Origin of the sequence: Corynebacterium auris (assembly GCF_030408575.1) — a bacterium.
Taxonomy (GTDB): Bacteria; Actinomycetota; Actinomycetes; order Mycobacteriales; family Mycobacteriaceae; genus Corynebacterium; species Corynebacterium auris.
Genome location: NZ_CP047047.1, coordinates 1,928,282 through 1,954,175, shown reverse-complemented (window position 1 = coordinate 1,954,175; position 25,894 = coordinate 1,928,282). Strand labels below are relative to the sequence as shown.

At 68.1% G+C, this 25,894-nt stretch carries 25 protein-coding genes; 16 read left to right on the top strand and 9 right to left on the bottom strand.

What is annotated here, in order from left to right; genetic code table 11:
• Positions 1–6 precede the first annotated feature (6 nt).
• Positions 7–903, top strand: coding sequence for a phosphoribosylaminoimidazolesuccinocarboxamide synthase (locus CAURIS_RS09360; RefSeq protein ID WP_290341783.1), 897 nt, complete (start codon positions 7–9; stop codon positions 901–903).
• Between the two features lie 71 nt (positions 904–974).
• Positions 975–3,122, top strand: coding sequence for a S9 family peptidase (locus tag CAURIS_RS09355; protein ID WP_290341782.1), 2,148 nt, complete (start codon positions 975–977; stop codon positions 3,120–3,122).
• Between the two features lie 75 nt (positions 3,123–3,197).
• Here CAURIS_RS09355 and CAURIS_RS09350 read toward each other — a convergent pair whose 3' ends face one another.
• Both CAURIS_RS09350 and CAURIS_RS09345 read right to left on the bottom strand, forming a co-directional pair.
• Positions 3,198–3,467 carry a hypothetical protein gene (locus tag CAURIS_RS09350; protein ID WP_019195085.1) on the bottom strand — a complete coding sequence of 90 codons (270 nt, stop codon included), beginning with the start codon at positions 3,465–3,467 and terminating at the stop codon, positions 3,198–3,200.
• A 17-nt stretch (positions 3,468–3,484) separates the two neighbouring features.
• Positions 3,485–3,829: a hypothetical protein gene (locus CAURIS_RS09345; protein WP_290341781.1), complete on the bottom strand. Its 345-nt coding sequence runs from the start codon at positions 3,827–3,829 to the stop codon at positions 3,485–3,487.
• Positions 3,830–4,344: 515 nt separating this feature from the next.
• Between CAURIS_RS09345 and CAURIS_RS09340 the strand changes: the two genes are divergently transcribed.
• Together CAURIS_RS09340 and CAURIS_RS09335 are read left to right on the top strand one after the other, a co-directional pair.
• Positions 4,345–5,031 carry a DUF2334 domain-containing protein gene (locus CAURIS_RS09340; protein WP_019195083.1) on the top strand — a complete coding sequence of 229 codons (687 nt, stop codon included), beginning with the start codon at positions 4,345–4,347 and terminating at the stop codon, positions 5,029–5,031.
• A 14-nt stretch (positions 5,032–5,045) separates the two neighbouring features.
• Positions 5,046–5,543: a glutathione peroxidase gene (locus tag CAURIS_RS09335; RefSeq protein ID WP_290341780.1), complete on the top strand. Its 498-nt coding sequence runs from the start codon at positions 5,046–5,048 to the stop codon at positions 5,541–5,543.
• 3 nt (positions 5,544–5,546) lie between these two features.
• Here the strand turns inward: CAURIS_RS09335 and CAURIS_RS09330 are convergent, their stop codons facing one another.
• Positions 5,547–8,117: an ExeM/NucH family extracellular endonuclease gene (locus CAURIS_RS09330; protein ID WP_290341779.1), complete on the bottom strand. Its 2,571-nt coding sequence runs from the start codon at positions 8,115–8,117 to the stop codon at positions 5,547–5,549.
• 223 nt (positions 8,118–8,340) lie between these two features.
• On the opposite strand from CAURIS_RS09330, the gene purS reads away from it, so the two are divergent.
• The 3 genes from purS to purL are packed head-to-tail and all read left to right on the top strand — an operon-like array spanning position 8,341 to position 11,541.
• Positions 8,341–8,583 carry a phosphoribosylformylglycinamidine synthase subunit PurS gene (gene purS / locus CAURIS_RS09325; protein ID WP_019195080.1) on the top strand — a complete coding sequence of 81 codons (243 nt, stop codon included), beginning with the start codon at positions 8,341–8,343 and terminating at the stop codon, positions 8,581–8,583.
• Positions 8,580–9,251: a phosphoribosylformylglycinamidine synthase subunit PurQ gene (purQ, locus tag CAURIS_RS09320; RefSeq protein WP_290341776.1), complete on the top strand. Its 672-nt coding sequence runs from the start codon at positions 8,580–8,582 to the stop codon at positions 9,249–9,251. The genes purS and purQ overlap by 4 nt, the downstream gene beginning before the upstream one ends.
• Before the next feature lie 16 nt (positions 9,252–9,267).
• Positions 9,268–11,541 carry a phosphoribosylformylglycinamidine synthase subunit PurL gene (gene purL, locus CAURIS_RS09315; RefSeq protein ID WP_290341775.1) on the top strand — a complete coding sequence of 758 codons (2,274 nt, stop codon included), beginning with the start codon at positions 9,268–9,270 and terminating at the stop codon, positions 11,539–11,541.
• An 18-nt stretch (positions 11,542–11,559) separates the two neighbouring features.
• Here purL and CAURIS_RS09310 read toward each other — a convergent pair whose 3' ends face one another.
• The gene (locus CAURIS_RS09310) at positions 11,560–12,510 is read right to left on the bottom strand and encodes an acyl-CoA thioesterase (RefSeq protein WP_435384000.1); all 951 of its coding nucleotides are present in this window, start codon (positions 12,508–12,510) and stop codon (positions 11,560–11,562) included.
• Between the two features lie 92 nt (positions 12,511–12,602).
• On the opposite strand from CAURIS_RS09310, the gene CAURIS_RS09305 reads away from it, so the two are divergent.
• The 3 genes from CAURIS_RS09305 (at position 12,603) to purM (ending at position 15,623) form a co-directional block, all read left to right on the top strand.
• On the top strand, positions 12,603–12,992 hold the full coding sequence (locus CAURIS_RS09305) for a sterol carrier family protein (protein ID WP_290341772.1): 390 nt from the start codon (positions 12,603–12,605) through the stop codon (positions 12,990–12,992).
• Between the two features lie 69 nt (positions 12,993–13,061).
• Positions 13,062–14,543, top strand: a complete 1,482-nt coding sequence (purF, locus tag CAURIS_RS09300) for an amidophosphoribosyltransferase (protein WP_290343372.1) — start codon at positions 13,062–13,064, stop codon at positions 14,541–14,543.
• A 3-nt stretch (positions 14,544–14,546) separates the two neighbouring features.
• Positions 14,547–15,623 (top strand): phosphoribosylformylglycinamidine cyclo-ligase, encoded by a 1,077-nt coding sequence (gene purM / locus CAURIS_RS09295; RefSeq protein WP_290341771.1) that lies wholly within the window; start codon positions 14,547–14,549, stop codon positions 15,621–15,623.
• A 48-nt stretch (positions 15,624–15,671) separates the two neighbouring features.
• On the opposite strand, the gene CAURIS_RS09290 is transcribed toward purM, so the two are convergent.
• Together CAURIS_RS09290 and ygfZ are read right to left on the bottom strand one after the other, a co-directional pair.
• A complete protein-coding gene (locus CAURIS_RS09290; RefSeq protein ID WP_290341770.1) occupies positions 15,672–15,857 on the bottom strand; it encodes a DUF3073 domain-containing protein in 186 nt (61 codons plus the stop codon).
• Positions 15,858–16,366: 509 nt separating this feature from the next.
• The gene (gene ygfZ / locus CAURIS_RS09285; RefSeq protein ID WP_494337242.1) at positions 16,367–17,479 is read right to left on the bottom strand and encodes a CAF17-like 4Fe-4S cluster assembly/insertion protein YgfZ; all 1,113 of its coding nucleotides are present in this window, start codon (positions 17,477–17,479) and stop codon (positions 16,367–16,369) included.
• A 19-nt stretch (positions 17,480–17,498) separates the two neighbouring features.
• Between ygfZ and CAURIS_RS09280 the strand changes: the two genes are divergently transcribed.
• Complete coding sequence (locus CAURIS_RS09280; RefSeq protein ID WP_290341767.1) at positions 17,499–18,407, top strand: aminodeoxychorismate lyase; 909 nt, start codon at positions 17,499–17,501, stop codon at positions 18,405–18,407.
• On the opposite strand, the gene CAURIS_RS09275 is transcribed toward CAURIS_RS09280, so the two are convergent.
• On the bottom strand, positions 18,404–19,063 hold the full coding sequence (locus tag CAURIS_RS09275) for a heme-binding beta-barrel domain-containing protein (RefSeq protein WP_290341765.1): 660 nt from the start codon (positions 19,061–19,063) through the stop codon (positions 18,404–18,406). The two genes, CAURIS_RS09280 and CAURIS_RS09275, sit on opposite strands and share 4 nt — an antisense overlap.
• A gap of 10 nt (positions 19,064–19,073) precedes the next feature.
• Positions 19,074–19,862: an LmeA family phospholipid-binding protein gene (locus CAURIS_RS09270; protein WP_290341764.1), complete on the bottom strand. Its 789-nt coding sequence runs from the start codon at positions 19,860–19,862 to the stop codon at positions 19,074–19,076.
• A gap of 20 nt (positions 19,863–19,882) precedes the next feature.
• Between CAURIS_RS09270 and mshD the strand changes: the two genes are divergently transcribed.
• The 5 genes from mshD to pstB all read left to right on the top strand — a co-directional run bounded on the left by mshD (position 19,883) and on the right by pstB (position 25,117).
• Positions 19,883–20,743 carry a mycothiol synthase gene (gene mshD, locus CAURIS_RS09265; protein ID WP_290341763.1) on the top strand — a complete coding sequence of 287 codons (861 nt, stop codon included), beginning with the start codon at positions 19,883–19,885 and terminating at the stop codon, positions 20,741–20,743.
• 211 nt (positions 20,744–20,954) lie between these two features.
• Positions 20,955–22,091 (top strand): phosphate ABC transporter substrate-binding protein PstS, encoded by a 1,137-nt coding sequence (gene pstS, locus CAURIS_RS09260; RefSeq protein ID WP_290341762.1) that lies wholly within the window; start codon positions 20,955–20,957, stop codon positions 22,089–22,091.
• A gap of 172 nt (positions 22,092–22,263) precedes the next feature.
• Positions 22,264–23,343: a phosphate ABC transporter permease subunit PstC gene (gene pstC, locus CAURIS_RS09255; protein WP_290341761.1), complete on the top strand. Its 1,080-nt coding sequence runs from the start codon at positions 22,264–22,266 to the stop codon at positions 23,341–23,343.
• 16 nt (positions 23,344–23,359) lie between these two features.
• On the top strand, positions 23,360–24,313 hold the full coding sequence (pstA, locus tag CAURIS_RS09250; RefSeq protein ID WP_290341760.1) for a phosphate ABC transporter permease PstA: 954 nt from the start codon (positions 23,360–23,362) through the stop codon (positions 24,311–24,313).
• A gap of 30 nt (positions 24,314–24,343) precedes the next feature.
• On the top strand, positions 24,344–25,117 hold the full coding sequence (gene pstB / locus CAURIS_RS09245) for a phosphate ABC transporter ATP-binding protein PstB (RefSeq protein ID WP_290341759.1): 774 nt from the start codon (positions 24,344–24,346) through the stop codon (positions 25,115–25,117).
• A gap of 13 nt (positions 25,118–25,130) precedes the next feature.
• On the opposite strand, the gene phoU is transcribed toward pstB, so the two are convergent.
• Positions 25,131–25,886 (bottom strand): phosphate signaling complex protein PhoU, encoded by a 756-nt coding sequence (gene phoU, locus CAURIS_RS09240; RefSeq protein ID WP_353959232.1) that lies wholly within the window; start codon positions 25,884–25,886, stop codon positions 25,131–25,133.
• Between the last annotated feature and the right edge of the window lie 8 nt (positions 25,887–25,894).

Below are 25,894 nucleotides of genomic sequence, written 5' to 3'. Positions count from 1 at the left end.
CGTTCCATGCGTCCAGAGCTTTCTGACTACAACCATCTCTCCGGCGGCAAGGTCCGCGAAATCTACGAGGTGGATGCGGACACCCTCCTGATGGTGGCCTCCGACAGGATCTCCGCCTTCGACTTCTCGCTCGACCCGGAGATCCCGGACAAGGGGCGGGTGCTCACCGCCACCTCCGCGTTCTTCTTCGGCCTGTTGGAGGACGTGCCCAACCACCTGGCCGGGCCGATCGACGACGAACGCATCCCCGAGGAGGTCCTCGGCCGGGCCCAGGTGGTCAAGCGCCTGGAGATGCTCCCCTTCGAGTGCGTCGCGCGCGGGTACCTCACGGGTTCCGGGAAGAAGGAGTACGACGCGACGGGCACGGTGTGCGGCGTCGAGCTGCCTAAGGGCCTGACGGAGGCGTCCCGGTTGCCGGAGCCGATCTTCACCCCGGCGACGAAGGCGGAACAGGGCGAGCATGACGAGAACGTTTCCTTCGCGTACGTCGCCAGCACGCTCGGCGAGGACCTGGCCACCCGGCTGCGCGAGGCCACCCTGGACATTTACGCGCGCGCCGCCGCCTACGCCGAGACACGCGGCATCATCCTCGCCGACACCAAGCTCGAGTTCGGCCTCGACGAGGACGGCACGCTGGTGCTTGCGGACGAAGTGCTCACTCCCGACTCCTCCCGCTACTGGCCTGCTGACTCCTACGAGGAGGGGCGCGTGCAACCCAGCTTTGACAAGCAGTACGTGCGCAACTGGCTCACCGGCCCGAAGTCCGATTGGGACCCCGCCGACGGCACCCCGCCCCCGGAGCTGCCCGGTTCTGTCGTCGAGGCCACCCGTGACCGCTACGTGGAGGCCTACGAGCGCCTCAGCGGCACAAAGTTCGGCGACTGGCCGGGGGCGATGGCCTAGCTTTTCTGACCGGGGGGCGCCGGGACGGCGGTGCGGCGGGCCGGGAATGCCGGGGCGTAGACTCGGGCGCCATGACGGACAATCCCACGACGAGCACCAGCACCAGCGGCGTCCCGGCCCCGGTGGCAGCAAAGCACCCCGTTACCCGCTCCTTTCACGGGCGCGATTTCGTGGACAACTACGAGTGGCTGCGCGACAAGGACAACCCCGAGACCATCGCCTACCTCGAGGCGGAAAATGCCTACACGCAGGCGCGCACGATGGGGCTGACGCAGCTCACGGACGCGGTGTACGGGGAGATCAAGTCGCGCGTGAAGGAGACGGACATGTCCGTCCCGCAGCGGCAGGGCGAGTGGTGGTACTACGGCCGCACGATCGAGGGTAAAAGCTACGGCGTGAGCTGCCGCGTCGCCGCCGACCCGGCTTCCCCCTGGACCCCGCCGACACTGCCGGAGGACGGCTCGGCCCTGCCGGGCGAGCAGGTGGTTCTGGATGTCAACGAGCTCGCCGAGGGCCACGAGTTCTTCTCGCTCGGCGCCTCAACCGTGACCACCTCGGGCCGGCTCCTGGCGTACTCCGCCGACACCTCGGGCGACGAGCGCTTCCAGCTGCGCGTCAAAGACCTCCAGACGGGCGAGCTTCTCGCCGACACGCTTGACGACGTCTTCTACGGCGCCACCTGGGCAGGGGAGGAGTACCTCTTTTACACCCGCGTCGACGAGGCGTGGCGCCCCCACCAGGTGTGGCGCCACCGGCTGGGCACCCCGGCCGAGCTGGATGTGCTGGTTTACGAGGAAAACGACGAGCGCTTTAACGTCTCCGTTGGCGCCGACCGTGCGGAGAAGTACCTCTACATCGTGTCCGGCTCCAAGCTCACGAGCGAGTGGCGCGTGTGCCCGGTGGGCGCGCCCGAGTCTGAGTTCGAGGTGTTGTGGCCGCGCGAGCAGGGCGTCGAGTACGACGTCGACTACGCCGAGGTGGCAGGGGAACCCCTGTGGGTGGTCACGCACAACGCGGCGGGACCGAATTTTGAGGTGGGCACGTGTGGCGTCGATAATCGCGTGCCCCTGACCGAGCTTGAGGTGCGCGTGCCGCACGACGACGCGGTGCGCATTGAGGGCGTGGATGTCTACCGCGACTTCTGGTTCTGCGGCTACCGCTCGGGCGGGATCAGCCGCCTCGCCGTCGCCGAGGTCGGCGAGAGCGGGGTGGCCGCGTTCCGCGAGCTGGAGTTCGACGAGGAGCTCTACACCGCGGGCCTAGGCGGCAACCCCGAGTGGGACGCGCCGGTGGTGCGCCTGAGCTACGCCTCGTACACCCAACCCGCGCAGCTGTTCGACTACACCGTGGCCACCCGCGAGCTGAGACTGCTCAAGCAGCAGGAGGTGCTCGGCGGCTACGACCCAGCCGACTACACGGCCACCCGCATGTGGGCGAAGGCCGCCGACGGCACGGACGTGCCCATGTCCGTGGTGCACCGCGCCGACCTCGACCTCAGCCAGCCGCGTCCGACGCTGCTGTACGGGTACGGCTCCTACGAGGCCTCCAACGACCCTGGTTTTTCCATCGCGCGCTTGTCGCTGCTGGACCGCGGCATGGTGTGGGTGTGCGCCCACGTGCGCGGCGGCGGCGAGATGGGGCGCGGATGGTACGACCACGGGAAGGGGCTTGAGAAGGTCAACACGTTTACGGACTTCATCGCGTGCGCGGACGCTTTGGTGGAGCAGGGGATCACCACCCACGGCCAGCTCGTCGCCGAGGGAGGCTCCGCGGGCGGGCTCCTCATGGGCGCGGTGGCGAACATGGCGCCGGAGAAGTTCGCCGGCATCCAGGCGATCGTGCCCTTCGTCGACCCGCTGACCAGCGTCCTCATGCCGGAGCTGCCGTTGACGGTCACGGAATGGGAGGAGTGGGGTGACCCCTACCACGACCCGGAAGTCTACGACTATATGGCAGCCTACGCGCCCTACGAGAACGTGGAGGCGAAGCACTACCCGGATATCCTCGCGGTGACCAGTCTCAACGATACGCGCGTGCTCTACGTCGAGCCCGCAAAGTGGGTGGCTAAGCTGCGCGAGTGCGCGACCGGTGGTGAGATTTTGTTGAAGACGGAGATGAGCGCCGGGCACGGCGGCGTGTCCGGACGCTACGAAAAGTGGAGGCAGACCGCGTTTGAGTACGCCTGGACCTTGGTGCATAGTGGGGCTGTGTCGAAGTAGCAAAGTAGCGGTGTAACAAAAAGGTGCGCCCCGCTCAGAAAAAGCGGGGCGCGCCTGCAATAGCGGAGCCGGGGATTAGGGTGTGTGAGAAGTCGTCCCGGCCTCGGCCTTTTCTTTTTCCAAGAGCTGGTCGAGCTGACGGTCGCGTATAAAAACGTAGTACGCGATGCGGAAGGCCACGTAAAAAGCGACGAATCCGATGACGGCGAAGATGATGAAGTCCACGGCCCACGCCCAGTCGGAGAACGTCTCCGCAGGCGTGCGGTCATGTGCAACCCATTCGCGAATCATTTGCAGTGCAATGCCGCAGACCGCCGCTAGTAGAGCGGTGAGAGATTTAGACATCGAGGTTCCTCCTCTCTTTAGATGTGGCCGTTGGACCGGCAGAAGTCGTCAAAAGCTCCTGAAAACCCGTTGAGGTTCTGGCATGCGGTCGCGACGCCCCAGTTTGCTACCTGGCCGATGATCTCACTGCCGAGCGCGCCGCCGACGAATCCGGCGATGGCGGCGATAACGGCTGGTATGGCCCGCTGCTGTTTGATAGCTTCAACGTCGAGCCCGATGACAGTGGCAAGCTGCCGAGATTCGTCCGGCGACAGTTCTGCGAGGTTACGCTCGAAAGCGCGGATTTGCTCGGCGCTGTATCCCAAGCTTTGTGCTGCTTCATGAAAAATTCCGAAGCGGTTCTCGCGGAGATCGTAGTACACTGCACGCGCGATAGCTGAATCCTGATCCGTGGTGGCGGAGGACTGTGCAACAGACGGTGCGTTGGGCGCTTGAGCGTGAGCCGCTTGGGCGTGAGCAGGGGCAAGCGAGCTGGCCGCTAGTGTGAGAATGGTCGTAATCGAAACTAATGTAGAGCGCATTTGTTCTCCCTTCTTTAGTAACCTGCGCTTGTGTACAACCGTACATGGGCAGCGTGGCGTCCACCCCCAGATGGGGGTAATTCGCCTCAGTTTGGTCTGACGAAACATTCGCTAAGGCGTGCGAAAATGTCTCCGTCAGCGCTGTTCACGGGCGTTTTGCCGATTATTCTGTGCGTTTCAATCTGACTGGCCCCTTGTAGCACCCGCGTGTCGGAGGCACGCCCCCGGGTGTCCGTGGGGTAATTTCTCTCCGCTCGCGTTCTCGGTTCGCTCACCATCGCCTCAGGTTCGGTTACGGATCGCGGGCGCCGAACCTCGGCGGGCGCGGCAGGTAGCGCTGTGCGATAATGCGGCCTATGTCAGGCCGCGTCCTCGTATCGGTGTCCTCTATCTTTGACGCCACCCTCGACGGGGTCGCCCGCCTTGTAGCGGAGCTTGATCGCAACGACGTACCGATATCGCTTTTGGTTGCGCCGCACATCGATAAGACGTGGCACCTGGCCAAAGACCCGCGCACACTCGGGTGGCTCGGCGAGCAGCGCGAAGCAGGGCGCGCGCTGATCCTCAACGGCTTCGACCAGCCGGCCCAGGGCCGACGCTCCGAGTTCGCCACCCTGGGAGCCCACGAGGCGCGCCTGCGGCTCAAAGGAGCGACCCGCCAGATGATGTCGTTGGGCTACGAGTTCGATATCTTCGCCCCGCCGCGCTGGCGCCTGTCGGAGGGCACCCTCGCGGTCGTCGGCGAGTTCGGCTTCGGCCTCGTCGCCTCCACGAAGGGGCTGCACATCGTGGGCGACAACCAATTCCACCGCTGCCGCAACCTCTCCGTGGGCGAGGGTTTCGGCGCGGCGACGTGGTGGCGGCGCAACGTCATCCGCGCCGCCGAACGGGGCGCTGCCAGGGGAAACACCATCCGCCTGTCCGTCTCGGGCCGCGAGCTGGGGGACAAAAAGGTCCTGCGGGACTTCGTCGCCGCGGCGCTCGCCGCCGCAGAGGCCGGGGGCAGTCCCGCCGATTACCGCTCCTTCCTGCCCGCCGCGTAGCTACCCTGGGCCCCATGACTGAGAACCTTCGCGATATCGAGCTCACGCTTAACGACGGCACACCCACCACCCTCAACACCCTCGCCGGATCCGACGCGGTCCTGCTGGTCAACACGGCCTCCAAGTGCGGTCTGACCGTGCAGTACGAGGGCCTGCAGGCACTCGCCGACGAATACGCGGGCAAGGGCCTGACCGTCGTCGGCGCCCCCTGCAACCAGTTCAACGGGCAGGAACCCGGCACGGACGAGGAGATCAGGGACTTCGCCTGCACCCGCTACAACGTCAGCTTCCCGCTGCTGTCCAAGCTGGAGGTCAACGGGCCCGGCGCGCACCCGCTATACAAGGAGCTGACCACCGTCCCCGACTCCGACGGCGAGGCCGGGGACGTGGCCTGGAACTTCGAGAAGTTCCTCATCACCCCCGACGGCGCAGTGGCCGCCCGGATCCGCCCCAAGACCGAGCCCCAGGACCCTGCCGTGACGGAGGCAATTGAGACCGTGCTGGCCCCGTAACTCTTAGCGGCCCCGGGAGGATGAGCTCAGCCAGGGCAGGGCGCGCCAGAGGAGGGCCAGGGCACCGACGGCGGCGGCGACGAGGGCGGCGGCGATGCCCACCCGCGCCGCCGACGAGCCCTGCTCCCGTGGGCCGTCGAGGTCAAAGCCGACCTTCACCGGGTCGTGGTCGGAGGAGCGGAAGGGATTGCCGTAGCCGTAGAGCGGGTCGGCCCCGTCGCCGAAGAAGTCTTGGGCGTTGTAGTTGCGGCGCGAGTACTCGAAGGCGACGGGCTCGTCGGCGTTGATGTTCCACACCGCCGCATCGCGCACGAGAGCCCGCGCGGCGCCGTTGGCGAGGACGTGGTCGAGCGAACCGAGCTCGCCGCCGAACTGGTACGAGGCCTGGTCGCTGTCCCGTTCCGGGCGGATCACCTCGAAGCCGCCGCGGGCCAGCTCGGTGATGGCGTCCTCGCGGGTGTAGGCGTTGAAGTCACCGATGAGGAAGGTGGGCAGCTGCGCCCAATCGCTCTGCTCACCCAGGTGCTCGAGCAGCGCCTTCGACTGCGCCTCGCGCACGTTCGCGTTGTTGCCCTGGCCGTCGCCGGTGTCGGAGTCGTTGTGAGCGACGGAGCCCTTGGACTTGAAGTGGTTGACCACTGCGACGAAGCGCTGGCCGCCGGCCGCGGGCTCGAAGGCCTGGGCGAGGGGCTGGCGGGCGGTGCCGGTGAAGGCGCCGTCGTCGAAGATGCGGGACTCGCCCACGGGGCGTACCGTCGCCGGATCGTAGAGGAAGGCCACTCGGATGACGTCCTCGCTGCCCGGAAGGGAGGCCGGGGAGGGGGCGTAGGCCCAGCGCTCGTGGCCGGCAGCGTCGTTGAGGGCGCCGACGAGCGCGCGAAGCGCCTCGTCGCGCCTAGAAGCGTCTTTCGTGAGCGCCGCGGTGTTCTCGATCTCGGACAAGCCCAAGACGTCCGTGTCCAGGCGGTTGATGGCGGTGACGAGCTTCGCCTGCTGGTCCTCGAAGGCCTGGCGGGAGTACGCGCCGCGCACCCGGCACGAGTTGGCGCCAACCGGCGCGCCGTTTTTGTCGGTGAAGGGCTCGCAGCCCTCTTCGTCCTCGCCGAGGCTAGTGAAGTAGTTGAGCACGTTGAAAAACCCGAGGGAGAGCTCGCCTGCGACCGAGCCGGGGACGTCAAGGGTGGCGCCGCGCGAATCTGCCCACGCGATCGGCAGGTCCGCGGCCTCGCTCTTTCCGGTGATGGGCTGCAGGGGTTGGAAGCGCCAGCGGTCGAAGGAGTAGTCCACCACCACATCGTTCTGAAAGCGCACGGCGTCCCCCGTGCGCAGCGACGTGACCCCGCCGTCCGCGGTGACGAGGTAGGGCAGCGGCGTCTCCTTGTCGGTGCGGAAGTAGTCGCGGGTGCGCCCGTCGTCGAGGTAGACCACCTCGGCGTCATTCGCCACGGCCAGCGACTGCGCCTGCGCGCCGGGCTCAACCACGTCGGTGGGGGTGCGGTGGGCGCGGGGACCGGGGGCGAGGCCGACGTCGCCGGTGGTGTTTAGCGTGTAGTTGTCGGTCACGGTGTGCGCGCCCGTCGGGCGCACGAGCATGCCCTCGTAGGGCTCGCGGGCGGCGTCGCCAGCGGGAAGCGACTCGATCTCGAGGGCAACCGGCGCCTCAAGCGCGGCGGGCAAAGCCTCGACCGCCGAGGCCGCGATCTGCGTCTGGGCGTAATACTCGCCGACGGTTCCCGTGACGCGCACGGAGGCCCCGCGCCGTGGGTAGTCGGTGCGCCTGCCCATGTAGACGAACACGGCCTCGGAGGCCTCGCCCGCCTGTGTGCCGGAGCCGGCGGCCTGCAGGAAGAAGCCGTTTTTGCCGCCCTCGTCGTAGACCGCCGTGACCACGCCCTCGGTGGTCACGGTGTGGTTGAGAAGCGGCGAGGAGTCGCCGGTGCCCTGGATCTCGCGGATGGGGGTGATTCCCGGCGCGGCGCCGGCATCCGCCGGGGCGGCCGAGGGCGTCGGAGCGGCGGCGAGAAAATCCGCGGCGTTGTTGTCGGTGTCCCGGGCCGAGTCGGCGCGCTGAACGGAGGTGGAATTGTTCGTCGCCGGGGCGGGCGAACCCTCGTAGCGGGCCGCCGCACCCCAGCCGAGGAGGTCGACGCGGGCGGATGTGGCGTCGTAAAGCTCCGCGATGGCCTCCGTGGCGGAAAAGTTGAAGCTCGCCTCGATATCCGCCGCTGGCAGCTGCCCCGACGGGTTCCTCCCCGCGGAGCCGCGGATGAGAAAGTGGGAGTCGGCGGGCACGATACCGCTGAGCGTCACCGTGGCGCCGAGGCCGTCTTTCGCCGAGCGCTGCTCCAGGCGCCAGCCGGTGATGTCGATGTCGGAGGCGGTGGGGTTGTACAACTCCACGAAGTCGTGGGAGAACACGGAACCGGAGTTGCCTCCGCCGCCGTAGACCTCGGAGATGACCACGGTGGAGCCGTCGGCTGCGGCGCGCGCAGGCGAGGGGGAAGCGACCGCGGCGCCCGCCGCGAGAGCGAAGCTCAGCACGGCAGACCACGCGGCGCGACAAGTTCGGGGCATGGGGGCGTCCTTCACTTAAAAAACAATGACGGGAAAGCGGGCGTGTGAGCCCAGCCCAACGCTACGGGAGTGGTCCGACATACGCCCGGCACGTAGGGCGACAGGGGAGAGAATTCACACGGGGTTCATCGCCTGGCTGCCCCCATCGGCGCGGTAGGGGCGGGCAACGCTGTCCTATATAATCAGCCCTGTCTTTTGACGTCCAAGCAGAGAAGGAACCTTCATGGCACGTGTCGTGGTAAATGTCATGCCGAAGGCGGAGATCCTTGACCCCCAGGGCCAGGCCGTGCTCCGCGCACTCGGGCGGATCGGCGTCGGCGGAGTGGGGGACGTCCGCCAGGGCAAGCGCTTCGAAATCGAGGTCGATGACTCGGTGCCCGACGCCGAGCTCGAGCGCGTGGCGGCCACCCTGCTGGCCAACACCGTGATCGAGGACTTCGAGGTCGTCCGCGAGGCCACTCGATGACGGCGACGATCGGCGTCATCACCTTCCCCGGCACGCTTGACGACGTCGACGCGTTGCGCGCCGTCCGCCTCGCCGGCGCCGAGCCGCAGCAACTGTGGCACGCCGACGAGGACCTGACCGGCGTCGACGCCGTCGTCGTCCCCGGCGGCTTCTCCTACGGCGACTACCTGCGCTCCGGCGCGATCGCGGCCCAGGCGCCCATGACGAAGGCCGTGGTCGAGGCCGCCGGGCGCGGCATGCCGGTTTTGGGCATCTGCAACGGCTTCCAGATCCTCACCGAGGCCGGCCTTCTGCCCGGCGCGCTGACGCGCAACCAGGGCCTGGACTTTCACTGCGTGGACACCTACCTCGAGGTCGCGAACGCCACCACCGCCTGGACCAGCCGCTTCGAGCAGGGGGAGCGAATCCTCGTGCCCGCCAAGCACGGCGAGGGGCGCTTCCAGGCCAGCTCGGAGACGATCGAGGCGCTGGAGAAGGAGGGCCGGGTGGTCTTCCGCTACACCGACAACTTCAACGGCTCCGTCAACGGCATCGCCGGGGTGACCAATGAGACCGGCCGGGTCGTCGGCCTCATGCCCCACCCCGAGCACGCCACCGAGCTTCTCACCGGCCCGTCCACCGACGGGCTGGGCCTGTTCCTGTCCGCCATCTCTTCGATCGGAGCTTAAAGCAGTGCCTGACAACGTGACTGTCCGCAACGATACCGTCGACAACGCCAAGGCCACCCCGGATCAGGCCCAGCCTTACGCCGAGCTCGGCCTGAAAGACGACGAGTACCAGCGCATCCGCGACATCCTCGGGCGCCGCCCGACCGACGCGGAGCTCACCGTCTACTCCGTGATGTGGTCGGAGCACTGCTCCTACAAGTCCTCCAAGGTGCACCTGCGCTACTTCGGCGAGACGATGACGTCGGAAATGGCCGCCAAGATCCTCGCCGGCATCGGCGAGAACGCCGGTGTGGTCGACATCGGCGGCGGCGACGCGGTGACCTTCCGCGTCGAAAGCCACAACCACCCCTCCTTCGTCGAGCCCTACCAGGGCGCGGCGACCGGCGTCGGCGGGATCGTCCGCGACATCATGGCCATGGGGGCGCGCCCGATCGCCGTCATGGACCAGCTCCGCTTCGGCCCGGCGGATGCCGAGGACACCAAGCGCGTGCTGCCCGGCGTCGTTCACGGCATCGGCGGCTACGGCAACTCCCTCGGCCTGCCCAACATCGGCGGCGAGACCGTCTTCGACGCCGCCTACGCGGGCAACCCGCTGGTCAACGCCCTGTGCGTGGGCACCCTGAAGGTCGAGGACCTGAAGCTCGCCTTCGCCTCCGGCACGGGCAACAAGGTGGTGCTCTTCGGCTCCCGCACCGGCCTCGACGGCATCGGCGGCGTCTCCGTCCTCGGCTCCGCCACCTTCGAGGAGGGCGAGGAGCGCAAGCTCCCCGCCGTGCAGGTCGGCGACCCCTTCGCCGAGAAGGTGCTCATCGAGTGCTGCCTCGAGCTCTACCAGGCCGGGGTGGTCGTGGGCATCCAAGACCTCGGCGGCGGCGGCCTTGCCTGCGCGACCTCCGAGCTCGCGGCGGCCGGCGACGGCGGGATGCGCGTCGACCTCGACGCCGTGCCCCTGCGCGCCGAAAACATGTCCGCCGCCGAGATCCTCGCCTCCGAGTCCCAGGAGCGCATGTGCGCCGTGGTCACGCCCGACAACGTCGAGCGCTTCATGGACATCTGCGCCAAGTGGGACGTCAACGCCGCCGTCATCGGCGAGGTCACCGACGAAAAGGACCGCTACCTCGTCTACCACGGCGGAGAGCTCGTGCTCGACGCACCGCCCTCCTCCATCGACGAGGGCCCCGTTTACCAGCGCCCCTTCGCCCGGCCCGCGTGGCAGGACGAGGTGCAGGCTGGCGGGGACGTCGATAAGCACGGCTCTTTGGCGCAGACCTGGCTGAAGATGGTGGCCTCCCCGGCGCTGTGCTCGCGCGACTTCATCACCGAGCAGTACGACCGCTACGTGCGCGGCAACACCGTGCAGGCCAAGCACGCCAACGCCGGCGTGCTGCGCATCAACGAGGAGACCAACCGTGGCGTCGCCGTGTCCGCGGACGCCTCCGGGCGCTACACCTACCTCGACCCGAACATGGGCGCGCGCCTCGCCCTGGCCGAGGCCTACCGCAACGTCGTGGTCACCGGGGCCCGCCCCGTCGCGGTGACCAACTGCCTCAACTTCGGCTCCCCGGAAAACCCCGACGTCATGTGGCAGTTCCGCGAGGCCGTGCACGGGCTGGCCGACGGCGCCCGCGAGCTGGGCATCCCGGTCTCCGGCGGCAACGTCTCCTTCTACAACCAGACGGGGCAAACGCCGATCCTGCCGACCCCGGTGGTCGGCGTCCTCGGGGTCCTCGAGGACGTCACCGACACCGTGCGCAACCGCATCCTCCCCGGCGAGGAGGACTACAAGCTGGTGCTGCTGGGTGCCACCCGCGACGAGTTCGGCGGCTCCGTGTGGCAGGACATCTCCGGCGCGGGCCTGAGCGGGCGCCCGCCGCACGTGGAGCTTGCCGACGAAGCACGCCTCGCCGAGTTCTTCCTCGACCACGGCGGCATCAACGCCGCGCACGACCTGTCCGAGGGCGGCCTGGCGCAGGCGGTGTTCGAGCTGCTCCAGGGCTCCGGGAAGGGCGCCGAGCTCGACGTCTCCGCGGTGCACGACGACGCCTTTACCGCCCTGTTCTCCGAGTCCGCCTCGCGCGTGCTCGTGGCCGTCACCGCCGACCGCGTCGACGGCGTGGTCGAGCGCGCCGCCGAGGTGGGTATTCCGGTGGCCGTGCTGGGCAACACCACCGAGCACCCGGAGATCAGCGTCGCCGGCGAGACTGTCGCCCTCGCCGAGCTCGAGGCCGCGTGGGCGGGCACGTTGCCCGGTCTGTTCGGCCACGCCACAGCCCCCAACGCGGCGGTCTAGCCGCCGGGCGCGGGCCGGCTAGAGCAGCTGCCGCGCCGGGCTCGGGGAGACCAGCGGGACCGGGGCGTATTGCGCCCGCAGGTCCTTGAGCTTCTGGGTGTGCTCCCACAGCCGCAGGTCCTCGGTGGTCTTCGGCTTGAACTGGCGCGCCGGCAGGGGCTGGCCGTCGATGTCGATGCCGATGTAGGTGAAGCTGGCGTGGATCGCGTTGCTCAGCCGGTCCTCGCCGCCGCGCGGGTCGCCGGAGCGCACGTGGACGGCCACGTGCATCGAGCGGGCGTCGGTACGCGTAATGCGGGCGTCCACCTCGATGAGGTCGCCGATGGAGATGGGCTTGTAAAAGCGGATCCCCCCGGCGTACACCGCGACGGTGCGCTCGCCCGACCACTCCATCGTGCACGCGATGCCGGCCTCGTCGATCCACTCCATCGCGGTGCCGCCGTGCACCTTGCCGCCCCAGTTGATGTCCGTCGGCTTGGCCAAAAAGCGGTGAATCACGCGCGGGGCGGTCGATTCGTCGGTGTAGGTCTGCTGCAGCATCTCCGCCTCGATCTCGCGGCGCAGCTCAACGCGCGACAGGGCGGCCTGCTGCACGCGCGTCTCCTCTTCGGTGCTGGGCGCGAAGCTCTCCACCGGCATCGGCTTGCCGGTGGTGGGGTCCTTGGCCACGAAGATGACCAGGCAGTCGCAGGCCCGGGTGAGCACGCCGTCGCGCGGGTCGGCCGAGAGCACCTCGGTGACGATGTGCATGGAGGAGCGCCCCGTCATCGCGATGCGCGCGCGGACCTCGACAATGTGGCCCGAGGGGATCGGGCGGGTGAAGTGGATGTGGCCCACGTAGGCCGTGACGCAGTACGTGCCCGACCACTGCGCGGCGCACGCGTAGGCGGCCTTATCAATCCACTCGAGGACGCGCCCGCCGGACACGCCCTGCGCGCCGGCGAGGAGAACGTCGGTGGGGGCAGCCATGAAGCGGAGAGTCACATGGGGGTCTTTGGCTGCGGGAGAAGCGGGGGAAGACATAGCCACTTACCCTAGTATGAACGCCCTACCATGGGCCCATGGCACCGAAGAACGACCCCCATGAAACCCGCCGCGCCGTCGAGGCCGTCGCGCCGTGGCTGCGCGAGGAATCCGCCGCCGCGCCGAGCCGCGCCCAGCTGGCGGAGGCGTGCCGCCGCACGGCCCGGCAGCTCGCGGAGGAGCTGCCCGGCTCCACCGTCGAGCTGCGCGTCCCGCCGTTCGTGGCGGTCCAGTGCGTCGCCGGGCCGCGGCACACGCGCGGCACCCCGCCGAACGTGGTGGAGTGCGACCCGCAGACGTGGCTTCAGCTGGCCACCGGGCTGCTGACGTTTGAGGAGGCGCTGGCCGCCCGGCGGGTTGAGGCGAGCGGCTCGCGCGCCGGGGAGGTCGCCGCGGGGCTGCCGGTGATTGCCATCGGGGGAGCGTAATCCGTTAGAGTGGGGCACGTGCAAACCGTGAACTCCGGGGCTGCCGCAGACCCTGCGGTCCCCGCGCGAATTGATGCAACTGGCCAGCCCAGCGATGAACCCAGGGAGGAGTGCGGCGTATTCGGCGTCTGGGCGCCGGGCGAGGAAGTCGCCAAACTTTCCTACTTCGGGCTGTTCGCCCTCCAGCACCGCGGCCAGGAGGGCGCGGGCATCGCGGTGGGGGACCGCGACAACATCGTGGTGTTCAAGGACACGGGCCTGGTCTCCCAGATCTTCGACGAGTCCGTGCTCAACGCCCTGCAGGGCGACGTGGCCATCGGCCACACCCGCTACTCCACGGCGGGCGGCAACAGCTGGGACAACGTCCAGCCGATGTTCCGCACCTCCCCGAACGGCACGGACGTAGCTCTCGCGCACAACGGCAACCTGACCAACTACCAGGCGCTGCAGCAAGAAGCGATTGACAAGCGCCTGATCTCGTCCCAGGGCGTGGAGGGGCAGGGATCTTCCTCGGATACCGCGGTGGTCTCCGCGCTGCTCGCCGACGCGATCCGCGACGACGCCTCGCTTCTCGACGCCGCCCGCGTCCTCCTCCCGCGCATCGAGGGCGCCTTCTGCTTCATGGTCACCGACGGCCACACGCTCTACGCCGCACGCGACCCGCACGGCGTGCGCCCCTTGGCGCTCGGCCGCCTGGAACGCGGTTGGGTTGTCGCCTCCGAGACCTGCGCCCTGGATATCGTCGGGGCGACCTTCGTGCGCGACATCGAGCCGGGCGAGCTCATCGCCATCGACGAATCGGGCGTGCGCACCGAACGCTTCGCCTCCACGCCCCGCGCGCACTGCGTCTTCGAGTACGTCTACGTGGCGCGCCCCGACTCGGTCATCGAGGGCCGCTCGGTGCACGCCTCCCGCATCGACATCGGCAAACGCCTCGCGCGCGTGCGCCCCGTCGACGCCGACCTGGTCATGCCGGTGCCGGAGTCCGGCACGCCGGCGGCCATCGGGTACGCCGAGGAGTCCGGCATCCCCTTCAAGCAGGGCCTGATGAAGAACGCCTACGTCGGGCGCACCTTCATCCAGCCCTCGGACACGCTGCGCCAGCTCGGCCTGCGGCTCAAGCTCAACCCGGTGCGCGAGATCATCGAGGGCAAGAAGCTCGTCGTCGTGGACGACTCGATCGTGCGCGGCAATACCCAGCGCAAGCTCATCAGGATGCTGCGCGAGGCCGGCGCCGCGGAGGTGCACGTGCGCATCGCCTCGCCGCCGGTGAAGTGGCCCTGCTTCTACGGCATCGACTTCGCCAGCCCAGGCGAACTCATCGCCAACAACGGCAACGGCGGTGACGACGTCGCGGTCAGCGAGTCCATCCGCACCGTCATCGGCGCGGACTCCCTGGCCTTCGTGTCCACGGAGGACATGATCGCCGCGACGCGCCAGCCGGCCGAGAACCTCTGCGCCGCCTGCTTCACCGGCCGCTACCCCCTCGGCCTTCCCGAGGGCAACCCCAACGCCGACCTCGTGCGCCGCATCCAGAAAGGTGACAACTAGCAGATGAGCACGCTTAACGACGACACGACCCCCGTCTCCTACGAAGCCGCCGGCGTCTCCATCGAGGCCGGCGACAAGGCCGTGGAGCTGTTCGCCCCCCTAGCCAAGCGTGCCAGCCGACCCGAGGTGCGCGGCGGCCTCGGCGGCTTCGCCGGCCTATTCGCGCTGGGCAAGTACCGCGAGCCCCTTCTGGCCGCCGGCTCCGACGGGGTGGGCACCAAACTCGCCGTCGCCCAGGCAATGGACAAGCACGACACGATTGGCATCGACCTGGTGGCCATGTGCGTCGATGACCTCGTCGTCTGCGGCGCCGAGCCACTGTTTCTGCAGGACTACATCGCTATCGGCAAGGTTGTGCCGGAGAAGGTCGCAGAGATCGTCTCCGGCATCGCCGAGGGCTGCGTCCGCGCCGGCTGCGCCCTGCTCGGCGGCGAGACCGCGGAGCACCCCGGCGTGATGGACCCGGATGACTACGATGTCTCCGCCACCGCCGTCGGCGTGGTCGAGGCGGATGAGCTGCTCGGCCCCGACCGCGTCCGGGACGGCGACGTGATCATCGGCATGGCGTCCTCGGGCCTGCACTCCAACGGCTACTCCCTGGCCCGCCACGTCCTCCTCGAGCGGGCCGGCCTACCCCTCGACGGCCACATCGACGAGCTCGGCCGCACCCTCGGCGAGGAGCTTCTCGAGCCCACCCGCATTTACACCCTCGACTGCCTCGAGCTGGCCAGCGAGTGCTCCGTGCGCACCTTCTGCCACGTCACCGGCGGCGGCCTGGTGGGAAACATGGAGCGCATCATCCCCGACGGTAAGGTCGCCCAGATGCAGCGCGGCTCCTGGACCCCGGCCGAGATCTTCCGCACGATCCGCTCGATCGGGCAGGTCCCCGACGAGGAGATGGAAAAGACCTTCAACATGGGCGTGGGGATGGTCGCCGTCGTTGCCCCGGAGGACCGCGATCGAGCCCTGGCCATCCTCGCTGCCCGCCACGTCGACAGCTGGGTGCTCGGCGAGGTCCGCGCCGCCCAGGACGGCGAGACCGCCCGCGCGGTCCTCGAGGGCACGCACCCCCACTACTAGCGCAAAAGCGCCCGGGAGTGGTCCCGGGCGCTTGAGTGCGGATGCAAACTAGTTGTCGTTCTTCCAGTCGTTGTACTCGGCGTAGGGGTCGTCCTTATCTTCGTCGTCCCACGCCTTCGACGGTGCCTGCCCTGCGAGTTCGCGCTGGAGCGACTCGAGGTCCATGTCCGGAGTGTGGTACTTGAGTTGGCGAGCAACCTTGGTCTGCTTTGCTTTGGCGCGTCCGCGGCCCATGGCGTGACCCCCTTGAGGTGGTTGAAGGCGGCCCAATCATTAATGGGCGGCCTCTATAAATCGTTTCTGAATTGTCCTGCCCAACATAATAGCCTGTTGCCCAAAAAAATTCCGCAACACCTGTTGACCTGCGCCGACAGGGCCCATCCCACCTCATGATCTTCCGTACCGGGCTCTGCTTGCCGTGCGGGCTTGCTTAGTCAGGTGGCGGTCGGCTGCGTTGGGGTCGACCAGGGGGTGCTAATCCCCGACTTCGCGTGGGTGCTGGTCGACCGCAGCGAAAACCGGGGCGTAAATCCCCAGGTCGCGTGACCCCTTATTGCGTTGCGGTCGACCAGGGAGGGGCGCAAACCCCGACTTCGCGCACGCCCCAGTCGACCGCAACGAAAACCAGCACGCAAAACCCCAGGTGGCAAACCCCGACCTCGCGTTGGGGTCGACCAGGGGGCGTCAAACCCCGACCCCGCGCACGCCCCGGTCGACCGCAGCGAAAACCAGAGCGCACCCCGCTACTGCGGGCCGCGCAGCTTTTCCACGGCTTTGCGGCCGGCCTTCTCGCCCTCGTCGGTGGGCAGCGAGTCGGGGTCGATGCTCGCGGAGACCGGCGCTTCTCCTTCGGCGGTGAGGTCGCCCTGGCCGATCGCGGAGCGTTTGACCAGCGCAAGGGCGATGGGGCCGTAGTCGGCGTCGTGCACGACGGTGCCGAGTCGGCCCACCTTGCGCCCGCCCAGGGTGAGCTCCGCGCCCGGCACTGGGTCGACGGGGGCGGAGCCGTCGAGGTGAAGCAGGACGAGGAGGCGCGGGGAGCGTCCGAGGTTTTCCACGCGCGCGACGGTCTCCTGCCCGCGGTAGCACCCCTTGGCCAGGTGCACGGCGCCGACGTGCTCGCCGCGGTTGATCAGGCGCGGGGCCTCGTGGGGGATTGCTTTGTCGTCAAGGTCGATGCCCAGCTCTGGTTCTCCGGCGCGTACGCGTTCGGCGGTGAAGGCCATGAGCCCGGCGAGCTGGCCGCCGGCGCGCGTGAACTCCTCGGCGGCGCGGGGGATGTCGCGGCGCTCGACGGCGACGTCCCAGCGCCCGGGGGAGGTCCACCCGGGGACGCGGCGGGAAAACACGCAGTCCGGGATGGGCGGCTCGGTGGGGGAGAGGACGGTGAGGATGCCCAGGTCGGTTTCTTCGATGGTGACCTCGGACCAGAAGACCATGCGGCGCAGGAAGTCCACGAAGGTGGCCTGCTGGCGGCGGGGCAGGTCGAGGTAGTAGGTGGCGCCGTCGACGTAGACGTCGGCGTGGTGGAGGATGTGCCCGCGGATGTCCAGGTCGAGGGCGGCTCCGGAGAAGGCCGGTGGGGCGTCGTCAAGCTTCTGCGAAAGGAGGTTGTTTAAGAAGGAGGGGGCGTCGGGGCCGGAGACGGCGATGACGGCGCGGTGGGAGCGGTCGACGAGTATGGGCCCGGTGGCTAGGGCGCGCTGCTCGCCCAGCGGGTCGCCGTAGTGCCAGGCCACGCCGTCGGCGTCGAGTGGCGAGGTCGCGGCGTCGGGAAGCTCCACTGCGCCCGGGCGCGTCAGGAGCGGGGAACGGTACGGGTTGTCCTCGGTCTCAGCAGTCACGGCGTCGATCATACGTGCATAATGGGGCGCCATGGCCCACCCTCTCGTCCCGCCCCAGCCCGTGATCTACCTCGTGGAGCCCTTCGGGGGCTCGGTGCGCCGCCAGAATGCGAACATGCCGCACGTCTTCTGGGATGACGCGGTGGTCACGCGCGGCGACGGAATTTTTGAGACGATCCTGGTCAAAGACGGCCGCCCCGTGAACCTGGAGAAGCATTTGGAGCGCTTCCGCCGCTCGGCCGCCCAGCTGGATCTGCCGGAGCCGCGCGGCGAGCAGTGGCGGGCGGCCACGCGAGACGCTGTCGCGGACTACGTGCGCGAGCACGGGGAGACCGAGGCCGCCTGCGCCTGGACCATGAGTCGGGGGCGCGCCTCTACCGGCGTGCCCACGGCGTGGCTGACGGTGCGCCCGCCGGACCCGGAGCTGGCGCGGCTGCGCAAGAAGGGCGTCAAGGCGATGACTACGGGCCGCGGTTACAGCGTCGATACCGGCGACGGCAGCGCCCCGTGGCTGGCGCTCGGCGCGAAAACACTGAATTACACGGCCACCATGGCGGCGCTGCGCTGGGCGCGCGAGCACGGCTTCGACGACATCATCTACATCGACCCGGCAACCGGCCGGGTGCTCGAAGGCGCGACCTCGACGGTGCTCGTGGTCAAGAAGGGCGGCCGCCTGCGCACCCCGGAGGCGGGCCCGGACGTCCTGCCGGGCACGACGATCCAGGCCGTCTTCGACCACGCAGCCGCGCAGGGGTGGCGCTGCAAAGCCAAGCCGCTCTACGTCGACGACCTGCACTCGGCGCAGTCGGTCTGGCTCGTCAGCTCGGTGCGCCGCGGTGTGCGCGTCACGCACCTCGACGGCACGCAGCTTTCCACCCCGGACAACGAGAAAGAGGTAGCCAAGCTTATCGACGCCTCCCTCGCCGCCCACCCCGACTAGCCGGCGACGCGCCTAAGCTCCGCCGACATGTAGGGGACGAGCTCCCCGCCGACGGCGCGCTCGTCCACCCACCCGAGGTTGTTGTTGGGCATTAGCCCGTAGAGGCGCTTGCCCGGCCCGTGGGTCTCCGGGCCCGTGGCGGTGACGATCGTGGAGGCGCTCTGGACCTGCCAGGCGCGCTCGTTGAGGGGCTCGCCGTACATGATTTCCACGAGGCCGCGGGAGTTCGTCAGGGTGAGCTCGATCTCGTCGGTCAGGGAGATACGCCAGAAGCCGACCTCGCGCTGGTCAGGCCCGGCCGGCTTGCCTTCGGAGTCGAGGCGCCACGTGCGCGATTCGAAGCGCAGGTAGTTCTCCCCGTCGTGGGAGATGACCAGCTGCTGGCCGAAGGCGTACTCGGTTCCGTTGTCGTTGGCCTGCCCGGAGCCCGACCACACGCCGACGAGGGGGAGCAGGGCGAGGAGGCCGTCGTGAAGCGAGGGCCCCTGGCGCAGGTTCGCGGTGTCGTCCGGGAGGGGGAGGTCCGCGAAGCCCAGCCCCGGGATGTTGCGGTGGGCCGTCTGCTTCGACTGCTCGGCCGCGAGGTTAACGGCCTCGTTGCCGTCGAGGCCGTGGGAGCGGTCCGGGGAAGGGTTGTGCTCGGTGTTGTCGCTCATGCCCGCAACACTACCCAGCCGCCTCGACACTGCGCGCGAGCGGGGAGAGGTCGTCGAGACTCAGCGTGACGTTGATCTGGTCGCGGGAGAACTCGATGGAGCCGCCGGAGACCTGCACCAGGTCGGCCGGCCCGCCGAGGGGCAGGTCACGCGTGTCGAGGGTCAGGGTGAAGGCGCTCAGGACGGAGTCGGTGTCGGCGCCGGAGGGGGCGTCGTCAAGCGTGCTCGGGCGCATGTGAAAAACCCCGTCTACCAGGCGCAGCGTGGCCACCACGCGAACCTGCTCCGCCATGCCCGGTGGGGTTGCCGTGAGCAGCACCTCGCTGGCGGGGCCGCCGCGGGGGGAGATGTCGTAGGGGTTCGAGATGTCCAGGTCCGTCATGCCGAGTAGCTCGCCGAGGGCCACGCCGTCGAGGCGGACGCGGCGGCGCACGGTCGCGGCCTCGCCGCCCTCGAACTCCGCGTTGAGAGCGTGCCCGCCCGCGAGGTCGATGTCGATGGCCTCCGCGGTGGCGTTGACAATGCCGATCCCCTCGACGGGGGCGTCGAGGGCAGTGACGCTCACGCGGGGGACGGAATTGGTCAGAAGCGAGGCGAGGAAGGGGAAACCCGCGATGTAGACCTCGGGCGCTTCGGGCAGGCCATCGGCTACCTGGGCGCGCTGCGACAAGCGGTTTTCCGCGCGGGAGGCCAAAGCCGTGTCCGCGGCGAGCGCGAGAAGCACTGCGCCCGCGATGACGGCGAGCGCCACCCAGAGCGGTTTTACCGACGTTTTCCTGCGCGAGCTCACGGTATTCATTAGTACCGTAGCCTGGCCGCATGACGAACATCGAAGAACGCAAACAGCTCCTCGGCGAGGCCGAAAAGCACGACGGTGTTGCGCCCTTCTCGGAGGCCTTCGTCCGCGGCCTCGAGGAGGACCTCGGCCACCGGCACTTCGAGCGCCGCGACAACGGCGAGCTCGTGGGGCTCGCGGCGCTGGCGCCCGACGGCAGCGCAGAGCTCGCGGTCCGCCCCGCGGCGCGGCGCCGCGGCCACGGCACGGCCCTGGTCAGACAGGTCCTCGCCGCGAACGACAAGGCGGGCCTGTGGGCGCACGGCAACGTGCCCGCCGCGCAGGAGGCGGCGCGCGCGCTGTCGCTGCGGGTTACCCGCGAGCTCCTCGTCATGGGGATTGGCGGCAGCGAGCTCCAGGCGGCGGCGCGCGAGGAGGTTCCGGCAGGCTACGAGGCGCTGAACTACGAGGAGGCCGCCCGCAGGTGGGGGCGCGAGAGCGTGGAACAGCAGTGGCTCGCCGTGAACAACGACGCCTTCTCGTGGCACCCGGAGCAGCGCGGCTGGGATCTGGAGAGGCTGCACCAGGGGATGGACACGGACTGGTTCGACCCCGCCGGGGTGTGGTTCATCTACCAGGGCGAGGACATGGCCGGGTTCCACTGGACCAAGGTCCACCCCGACGGGGTGGGCGAGGTGTACGTGGTTGGCCTGGCCTCGGAGCACCGGGGGAGGGGACTGGGGGGACCACTGTTATCCGTCGGGCTCAACAGTCTGGTCGAGCAGGGGTTAGAGCAGGTCATCCTGTACGTCGAGGCTGACAACGAGCCGGCTGTGCGGCGCTACCGGCAGATGGGTTTCGCGGTGCGTGAGTCGCACGTGGTGTACGTAACACCTACCTTGTAAGCCCGTCTACCTGCACGATGTGCAATGTTAACCGAGAGTTAACTCCCGAGGTTACTTCCAGTTAACTCTTGTTTCGTACGTTGTCCTGTGTGAGTAATCGGAAGATTGCCCCACCGGGGTGTGCCCGCAGTGCGGTCAGTCTGGAGGGTGCTAATACCTCTGCATTCCGATGCTCGGAGATCATCTACATTTAGGACCCGAAAGGTAACCAGTGATTCGCAACTTCAAGCGCACCGCTGCTGTGGCCAGCGTGCTCGCACTCTCCTCCGTGTCTCTCGTGGCTTGTGGCGAAGAAGAGCAGCCCGAGGACAACACCAACAACGAAGCAGCCGAGACCTCTGAGCCTGCCGAAAACGAGAACAACGAAGAGGCAGCCGAAGGCCTCAGCGGCCAGACCGGCCAGCTCGTCGCCGAGGGCGCGACCTCGCAGCAGAACGCGATGGACTACTTCGGCTCCCGCTACTCCGAGGAGGTTCCGGGCGCGAACCTCGCCTACAACGCCACCGGTTCCGGTAACGGCATCAGGAACTTCCTCGCGGAGCAGGCAACCTTCGCCGGCTCCGACTCCGCCCTGAAGGACGACGAGGCCGAGCAGGCCACCGAGCGCTGCGGCGGCAACGAGGCATGGCACCTGCCCCTCGTCATCGGCCCGGTTGCTATCGCCTACAACCTCGAGGGTGTCGACGACCTCAACCTGACCGTTGACAACATCGTCGAGATCTTCCAGGGCGAGATCACCCAGTGGAACGACCCGAAGATCGCCGAGGCGAACCCGGGCGCCGAGCTGCCGGACGAGGAGATCTCCGTCATCTACCGCTCCGACGAGTCCGGTACCACCGAGAACTTCCAGCACTTCCTCGCCGTCGCTTCCGACGGTAAGTGGGAGGGCTCCGGCAAGGCCTTCCCGGCCGCCGTGGGCGCCGGCGCGAACGGCTCCACCGGTGTCATCGACCAGGTCAACTCCACCCCGGGTGCCATCACCTACGTTGAGGCCGGCTTCGCCGAGAACATCGCCAACATCGACTTCGGCAACGGCCCGGTTGAGCTCAACGAGGAGACCGTCACCAACGCCCTCGACAACCTGACCTTCCTCACCGAGGGCCACAACATGGTCGTCGACTCCGACGCCCTGTTCGCCACCGACGAGGCCGACAACTACCCGTTGGTTCTGACCACCTACGAGATCGTCTGCTCCGCCGGCTACGACGAGGCGACCTCCAACATGGTCAAGGACTTCCTCACCGTCGCCCTGGACTCCCAGGATGACGAGCTCGCCAACGAAGGCTACATCCCGGTGCAGGGCGCTCACCTTGACCGCCTGCGCGACGCTGTCGAAGCCCTCGGCTAAGCACGTCACACCCCACCCCGCATAGAGTGCGGGCGAAAAGTTTGCCCCCCGACCAGTCCCGCGGACCCCGGGGGGCACTTTTATGTACCGGCCCCGTCGGTGACGGCGTGCCACGGACTTTATTTCCCGCGGGAACCCCCGCTCCAGCAATTCACCATAAGGATTCGTGACCATGGCTGATAACGACCTGCCTTCCCCCCACGATGACCGCCGCGCCGGGTCGGGTGCGGCGGAGAATTCGGTCCTCCCAAGCTCCACTGGAGTGCCCACCCTCTCTCCCGACGCCCCCAAGGAAAACTCCGGTGCCACCGCCCCGCAGGGCGTGAAGCGCCCGGGCGACCGCGTGTTCGAGTTCTTCTCCACCGCGTCCTCGGCCCTGATCACCATCATCATCGCCGCTATCGGCCTGTTCCTGCTCATCCAGGCGGTGCCGCCCCTGATGCGCAACGAGGGCGGCCTGATCGGCTTCTTCACCTACACCGGCCAGTGGCAGACCGCGAACCTTGACCAGATGCAGTTCGGTATCCCGAACCTGTTCTTCTTCACGGTCATGATCTCGCTCATCGCCCTGATCCTGGCCATGCCCATCGCGCTCGGCATCGCGCTGTTCCTCTCCAACTACGCGCCGAAGCAGCTGGTGCGTCCGCTGGGCACGCTGGTGGACATGCTCGCCGCCGTCCCGTCGATCGTCTACGGCCTCTGGGGCGCGCAGGTGCTCGGCCCGGCGCTCGGCGGCTTCTACGAGTGGATCAACTCCTGGGGCGGGGACTTCTTCCTCTTCGCCCACTACCAGAACTCTCCTTCCTTCGCGACGGGCCGCAACGTCCTCACCGGTGGCATCGTCCTGGCCGTCATGATCCTGCCCGTCATCGCCGCGACGGCGCGCGAGGTGTTCGTGCAGACGCCCCCCGGCCAAATCGAAGCGGCCCTCGCCCTCGGCGCGACCCGCTGGGAGGTTATCCGCCTCACGGTCATCCCCTTCGGCCTGTCCGGCTACATCGCGGGTTCCATGCTTGGCCTCGGCCGCGCCCTCGGTGAGACCATGGCGCTGTACATGGTCGTCTCCCCGGGCCTTGAGTTCCGCGCTTCGCTTTTCGACGGCGGCTCGACCTTCGCAACCCACATCGCGAACGCCTCCGCCGAGTTCAACAACGCCATCAGTGCCGGCGCCTACATCGCCGCTGGTCTTGTGCTGTTCATCCTGACCTTTATCGTCAACTCGATCGCCCGCGCGATCGTCAACAAGAAGTAAGGGGAGACGCGAAACAATGAGCACCGCACTTCCGAATAATTCCGGCGCGGGCGCAGGCACTGCCACCGACGCCGCCCCCGCGAAGGGCTCCGGCAGCCCCTTCGCCGACATTTCCTCGGGCCGCAAGACCACCAACTCGGTCATGAGCGTCCTCATGTGGGCCTGCATGATCATCGCCCTCATCCCGCTGCTGTGGCTGCTGATCACCGTGGTTGGCCGCGGCTGGAGCGCGATTGTTGACCCGGCGTGGTGGACCGAAGACATGGTCGGCGTCCGCGCGCGTTCCGAGGGCGGCGGCGCCCTCCACGCCATCGCCGGTACGCTGATGCAGACCCTCGTCGCCTCCGTCATCTCCATCCCGATCGGCGTGTTCACTGCCATCTACCTGGTGGAGTACGCCAACGGCAACCGCCTCGGCCGCGTCACCACCTTCATGGTGGACATCCTTTCCGGCGTCCCCTCCATCGTCGCCGCCCTGTTCATCTACGCCCTCTGGATCACCATCCTCGGCCAGCAGCGCTCCGGCTTCGCCGTGGCCCTTGCCCTGATCCTGCTGATGGTCCCCATCGTGGTCCGTAACACGGAGGAGATGCTGCGCGTCGTGCCGATGGACCTACGCGAAGCCTCCTACGCCCTAGGCGTGCCCAAGTGGAAGACGATCGTGCGCATCGTGCTGCCCACCGCCCTGTCCGGCATCGTCACCGGCATCATGCTGGCCGTTGCCCGCGTCATGGGTGAGTCCGCGCCGGTGCTGATCCTGGTCGGCTCCACCCCCGCCCTGAACTGGCTGGGCCTGTTCAGCGAGCCGCAGTCCTCGCTGCCGCTGTTCATGCTCGACATGTGGCGGGCCGGCTCCACCGAACCCACCCTCGAGAGGCTATGGGGCGCTGCCCTCACCCTCGTCATCATCGTCGTCGCCCTGAACCTGCTGGCACGCGTCATCGCCGCACGCTTCTCGGTGAAGAAGTAACCGTCCCAATCACTCCTGAGGAGAAACTCGATGTCCAAGCTTGAACTTAACGACGTCAACATCTACTACGGCGACTTCCACGCCGTGCAGAACGTCAACATGAAGATCCCGGCCCAGGCCGTTACGGCCTTCATCGGCCCCTCCGGCTGCGGCAAGTCCACCGTTTTGCGCACCATCAACCGTATGCACGAGGTCATCCCGAACGCCTCCGTCAAGGGCCAGATCCTGCTGGACGGTAACGACATCTACGGCGCGAAGGTCGACCCGGTGGGCGTGCGCAACACCATCGGCATGGTGTTCCAGAAGGCCAACCCGTTCCCCACGATGTCCATCGAGGACAACGTGGTCGCCGGCCTGACCCTGGCCGGTGAGAAGAACAAGAAGAAGCTCAAGGAGGTCGCCGAGGAGTCCCTGCGCGGCGCCAACCTCTGGGAGGAGGTCAAGGACCGCCTGGACAAGCCGGGCGGCGGCCTCTCGGGTGGTCAGCAGCAGCGCCTCTGCATCGCCCGCGCCATCGCGGTGCGCCCCGAGGTGCTGCTCATGGACGAGCCGTGCTCCGCTCTGGACCCGATCTCCACCCTGGCGGTTGAGGACCTCATCCACGAGCTGAAGAACGAGTACACCATCGTCATCGTGACCCACAACATGCAGCAGGCGGCGCGCGTGTCCGACAAGACCGCTTTCTTCTCCCTCGAGGCCACCGGCAAGCCGGGCCACCTGGTGGAGTTCAACGACACCACCACCATCTTCGAGAACCCGGAGAAGAAGGAAACCGAGGACTACATCGCCGGCCGCTTCGGCTAGTCCTCCCGCTCGCCTACGCCCCCGTCTGCTCGCCGCGGCGGGGGCGGAAGCGTTTCTGAATCGCCGCGATCTTTTCCTCCATCTCGAAGCCGTCGCGCGAGCGCTGCTGCTCCAGGTAGGCATCGGGCTTGAGCCCGGTGATCAAAAAGACTGTCCGAGCGGCGACGTTGACGCAGTGGTCGGAGTAGCGCTCGTAGTAGCGGCACACCAGGGCCAGGTCCACGGCCTCACGGGCGGAGTGCTCCCAGCTCTCCTGCGTCAGCACATGCAGGATGTAGTTCTCCATCGCGTCGATGTCGTCGTCGTCATCGCGCAGGCCCAGCGCCACCTCGGTGTCCGGGTCCTCCAGCAGCGCGTGCGTCTTTTTTCCCAGCTCCTCCGACAGGCGGGCGAGCTCGGCGACGCAGGGCTCCATGGATTCCGGCACAACCGGGGTGGGGTGGCGCAGCCGGGCGGTGGAGGCGATGTGCGTGGCCAGCACACCCATGCGGTGGAAATCCTCCACGATGTACATGGAGGACAGCACCTGCCGCAGATCGGAGGCCACCGGGTTTTCCAGGGCGAGCAGCTGCATGCTGCGTTCCTCGCAGCGCTGCGCCATCTCCTCCAGGGCGTCCGCGCTCGACAGCGCCTCCTCCGCGTGCTCGAGCGACTGCGTGAGCAGCGCGGACGACGCGTTCGACATGACATGCCTGACCGTGTCGCACATATCCAGCAGGTCGCTCGCGAAGGCCTCCAGGTGCTCCCGGTAGACGGTGCGCAGCGGCATGTTCCTCG

Excerpts from the sequence above, each read along its gene's own strand:
- CAURIS_RS09360 (WP_290341783.1), top strand. The coding sequence starts at position 7 with ATGCGTCCAGAGCTTTCTGACTACAACCATCTCTCCGGCGGCAAGGTC.
- CAURIS_RS09355 (WP_290341782.1), top strand. The coding sequence starts at position 975 with ATGACGGACAATCCCACGACGAGCACCAGCACCAGCGGCGTCCCGGCC.
- CAURIS_RS09350 (WP_019195085.1), bottom strand. The coding sequence starts at position 3,467 with ATGTCTAAATCTCTCACCGCTCTACTAGCGGCGGTCTGCGGCATTGCA.
- CAURIS_RS09340 (WP_019195083.1), top strand. The coding sequence starts at position 4,345 with ATGTCAGGCCGCGTCCTCGTATCGGTGTCCTCTATCTTTGACGCCACC.
- CAURIS_RS09335 (WP_290341780.1), top strand. The coding sequence starts at position 5,046 with ATGACTGAGAACCTTCGCGATATCGAGCTCACGCTTAACGACGGCACA.
- CAURIS_RS09330 (WP_290341779.1), bottom strand. The coding sequence starts at position 8,117 with ATGCCCCGAACTTGTCGCGCCGCGTGGTCTGCCGTGCTGAGCTTCGCT.
- purS (WP_019195080.1), top strand. The coding sequence starts at position 8,341 with ATGGCACGTGTCGTGGTAAATGTCATGCCGAAGGCGGAGATCCTTGAC.
- purQ (WP_290341776.1), top strand. The coding sequence starts at position 8,580 with ATGACGGCGACGATCGGCGTCATCACCTTCCCCGGCACGCTTGACGAC.
- CAURIS_RS09310 (WP_435384000.1), bottom strand. The coding sequence starts at position 12,510 with ATGGCTGCCCCCACCGACGTTCTCCTCGCCGGCGCGCAGGGCGTGTCC.
- CAURIS_RS09305 (WP_290341772.1), top strand. The coding sequence starts at position 12,603 with ATGGCACCGAAGAACGACCCCCATGAAACCCGCCGCGCCGTCGAGGCC.
- purM (WP_290341771.1), top strand. The coding sequence starts at position 14,547 with ATGAGCACGCTTAACGACGACACGACCCCCGTCTCCTACGAAGCCGCC.
- CAURIS_RS09290 (WP_290341770.1), bottom strand. The coding sequence starts at position 15,857 with ATGGGCCGCGGACGCGCCAAAGCAAAGCAGACCAAGGTTGCTCGCCAA.
- ygfZ (WP_494337242.1), bottom strand. The coding sequence starts at position 17,479 with ATGATCGACGCCGTGACTGCTGAGACCGAGGACAACCCGTACCGTTCC.
- CAURIS_RS09280 (WP_290341767.1), top strand. The coding sequence starts at position 17,499 with ATGGCCCACCCTCTCGTCCCGCCCCAGCCCGTGATCTACCTCGTGGAG.
- CAURIS_RS09275 (WP_290341765.1), bottom strand. The coding sequence starts at position 19,063 with ATGAGCGACAACACCGAGCACAACCCTTCCCCGGACCGCTCCCACGGC.
- CAURIS_RS09270 (WP_290341764.1), bottom strand. The coding sequence starts at position 19,862 with ATGAATACCGTGAGCTCGCGCAGGAAAACGTCGGTAAAACCGCTCTGG.
- mshD (WP_290341763.1), top strand. The coding sequence starts at position 19,883 with ATGACGAACATCGAAGAACGCAAACAGCTCCTCGGCGAGGCCGAAAAG.
- pstC (WP_290341761.1), top strand. The coding sequence starts at position 22,264 with ATGGCTGATAACGACCTGCCTTCCCCCCACGATGACCGCCGCGCCGGG.
- pstA (WP_290341760.1), top strand. The coding sequence starts at position 23,360 with ATGAGCACCGCACTTCCGAATAATTCCGGCGCGGGCGCAGGCACTGCC.
- pstB (WP_290341759.1), top strand. The coding sequence starts at position 24,344 with ATGTCCAAGCTTGAACTTAACGACGTCAACATCTACTACGGCGACTTC.
- phoU (WP_353959232.1), bottom strand. The coding sequence starts at position 25,886 with ATGCCGCTGCGCACCGTCTACCGGGAGCACCTGGAGGCCTTCGCGAGC.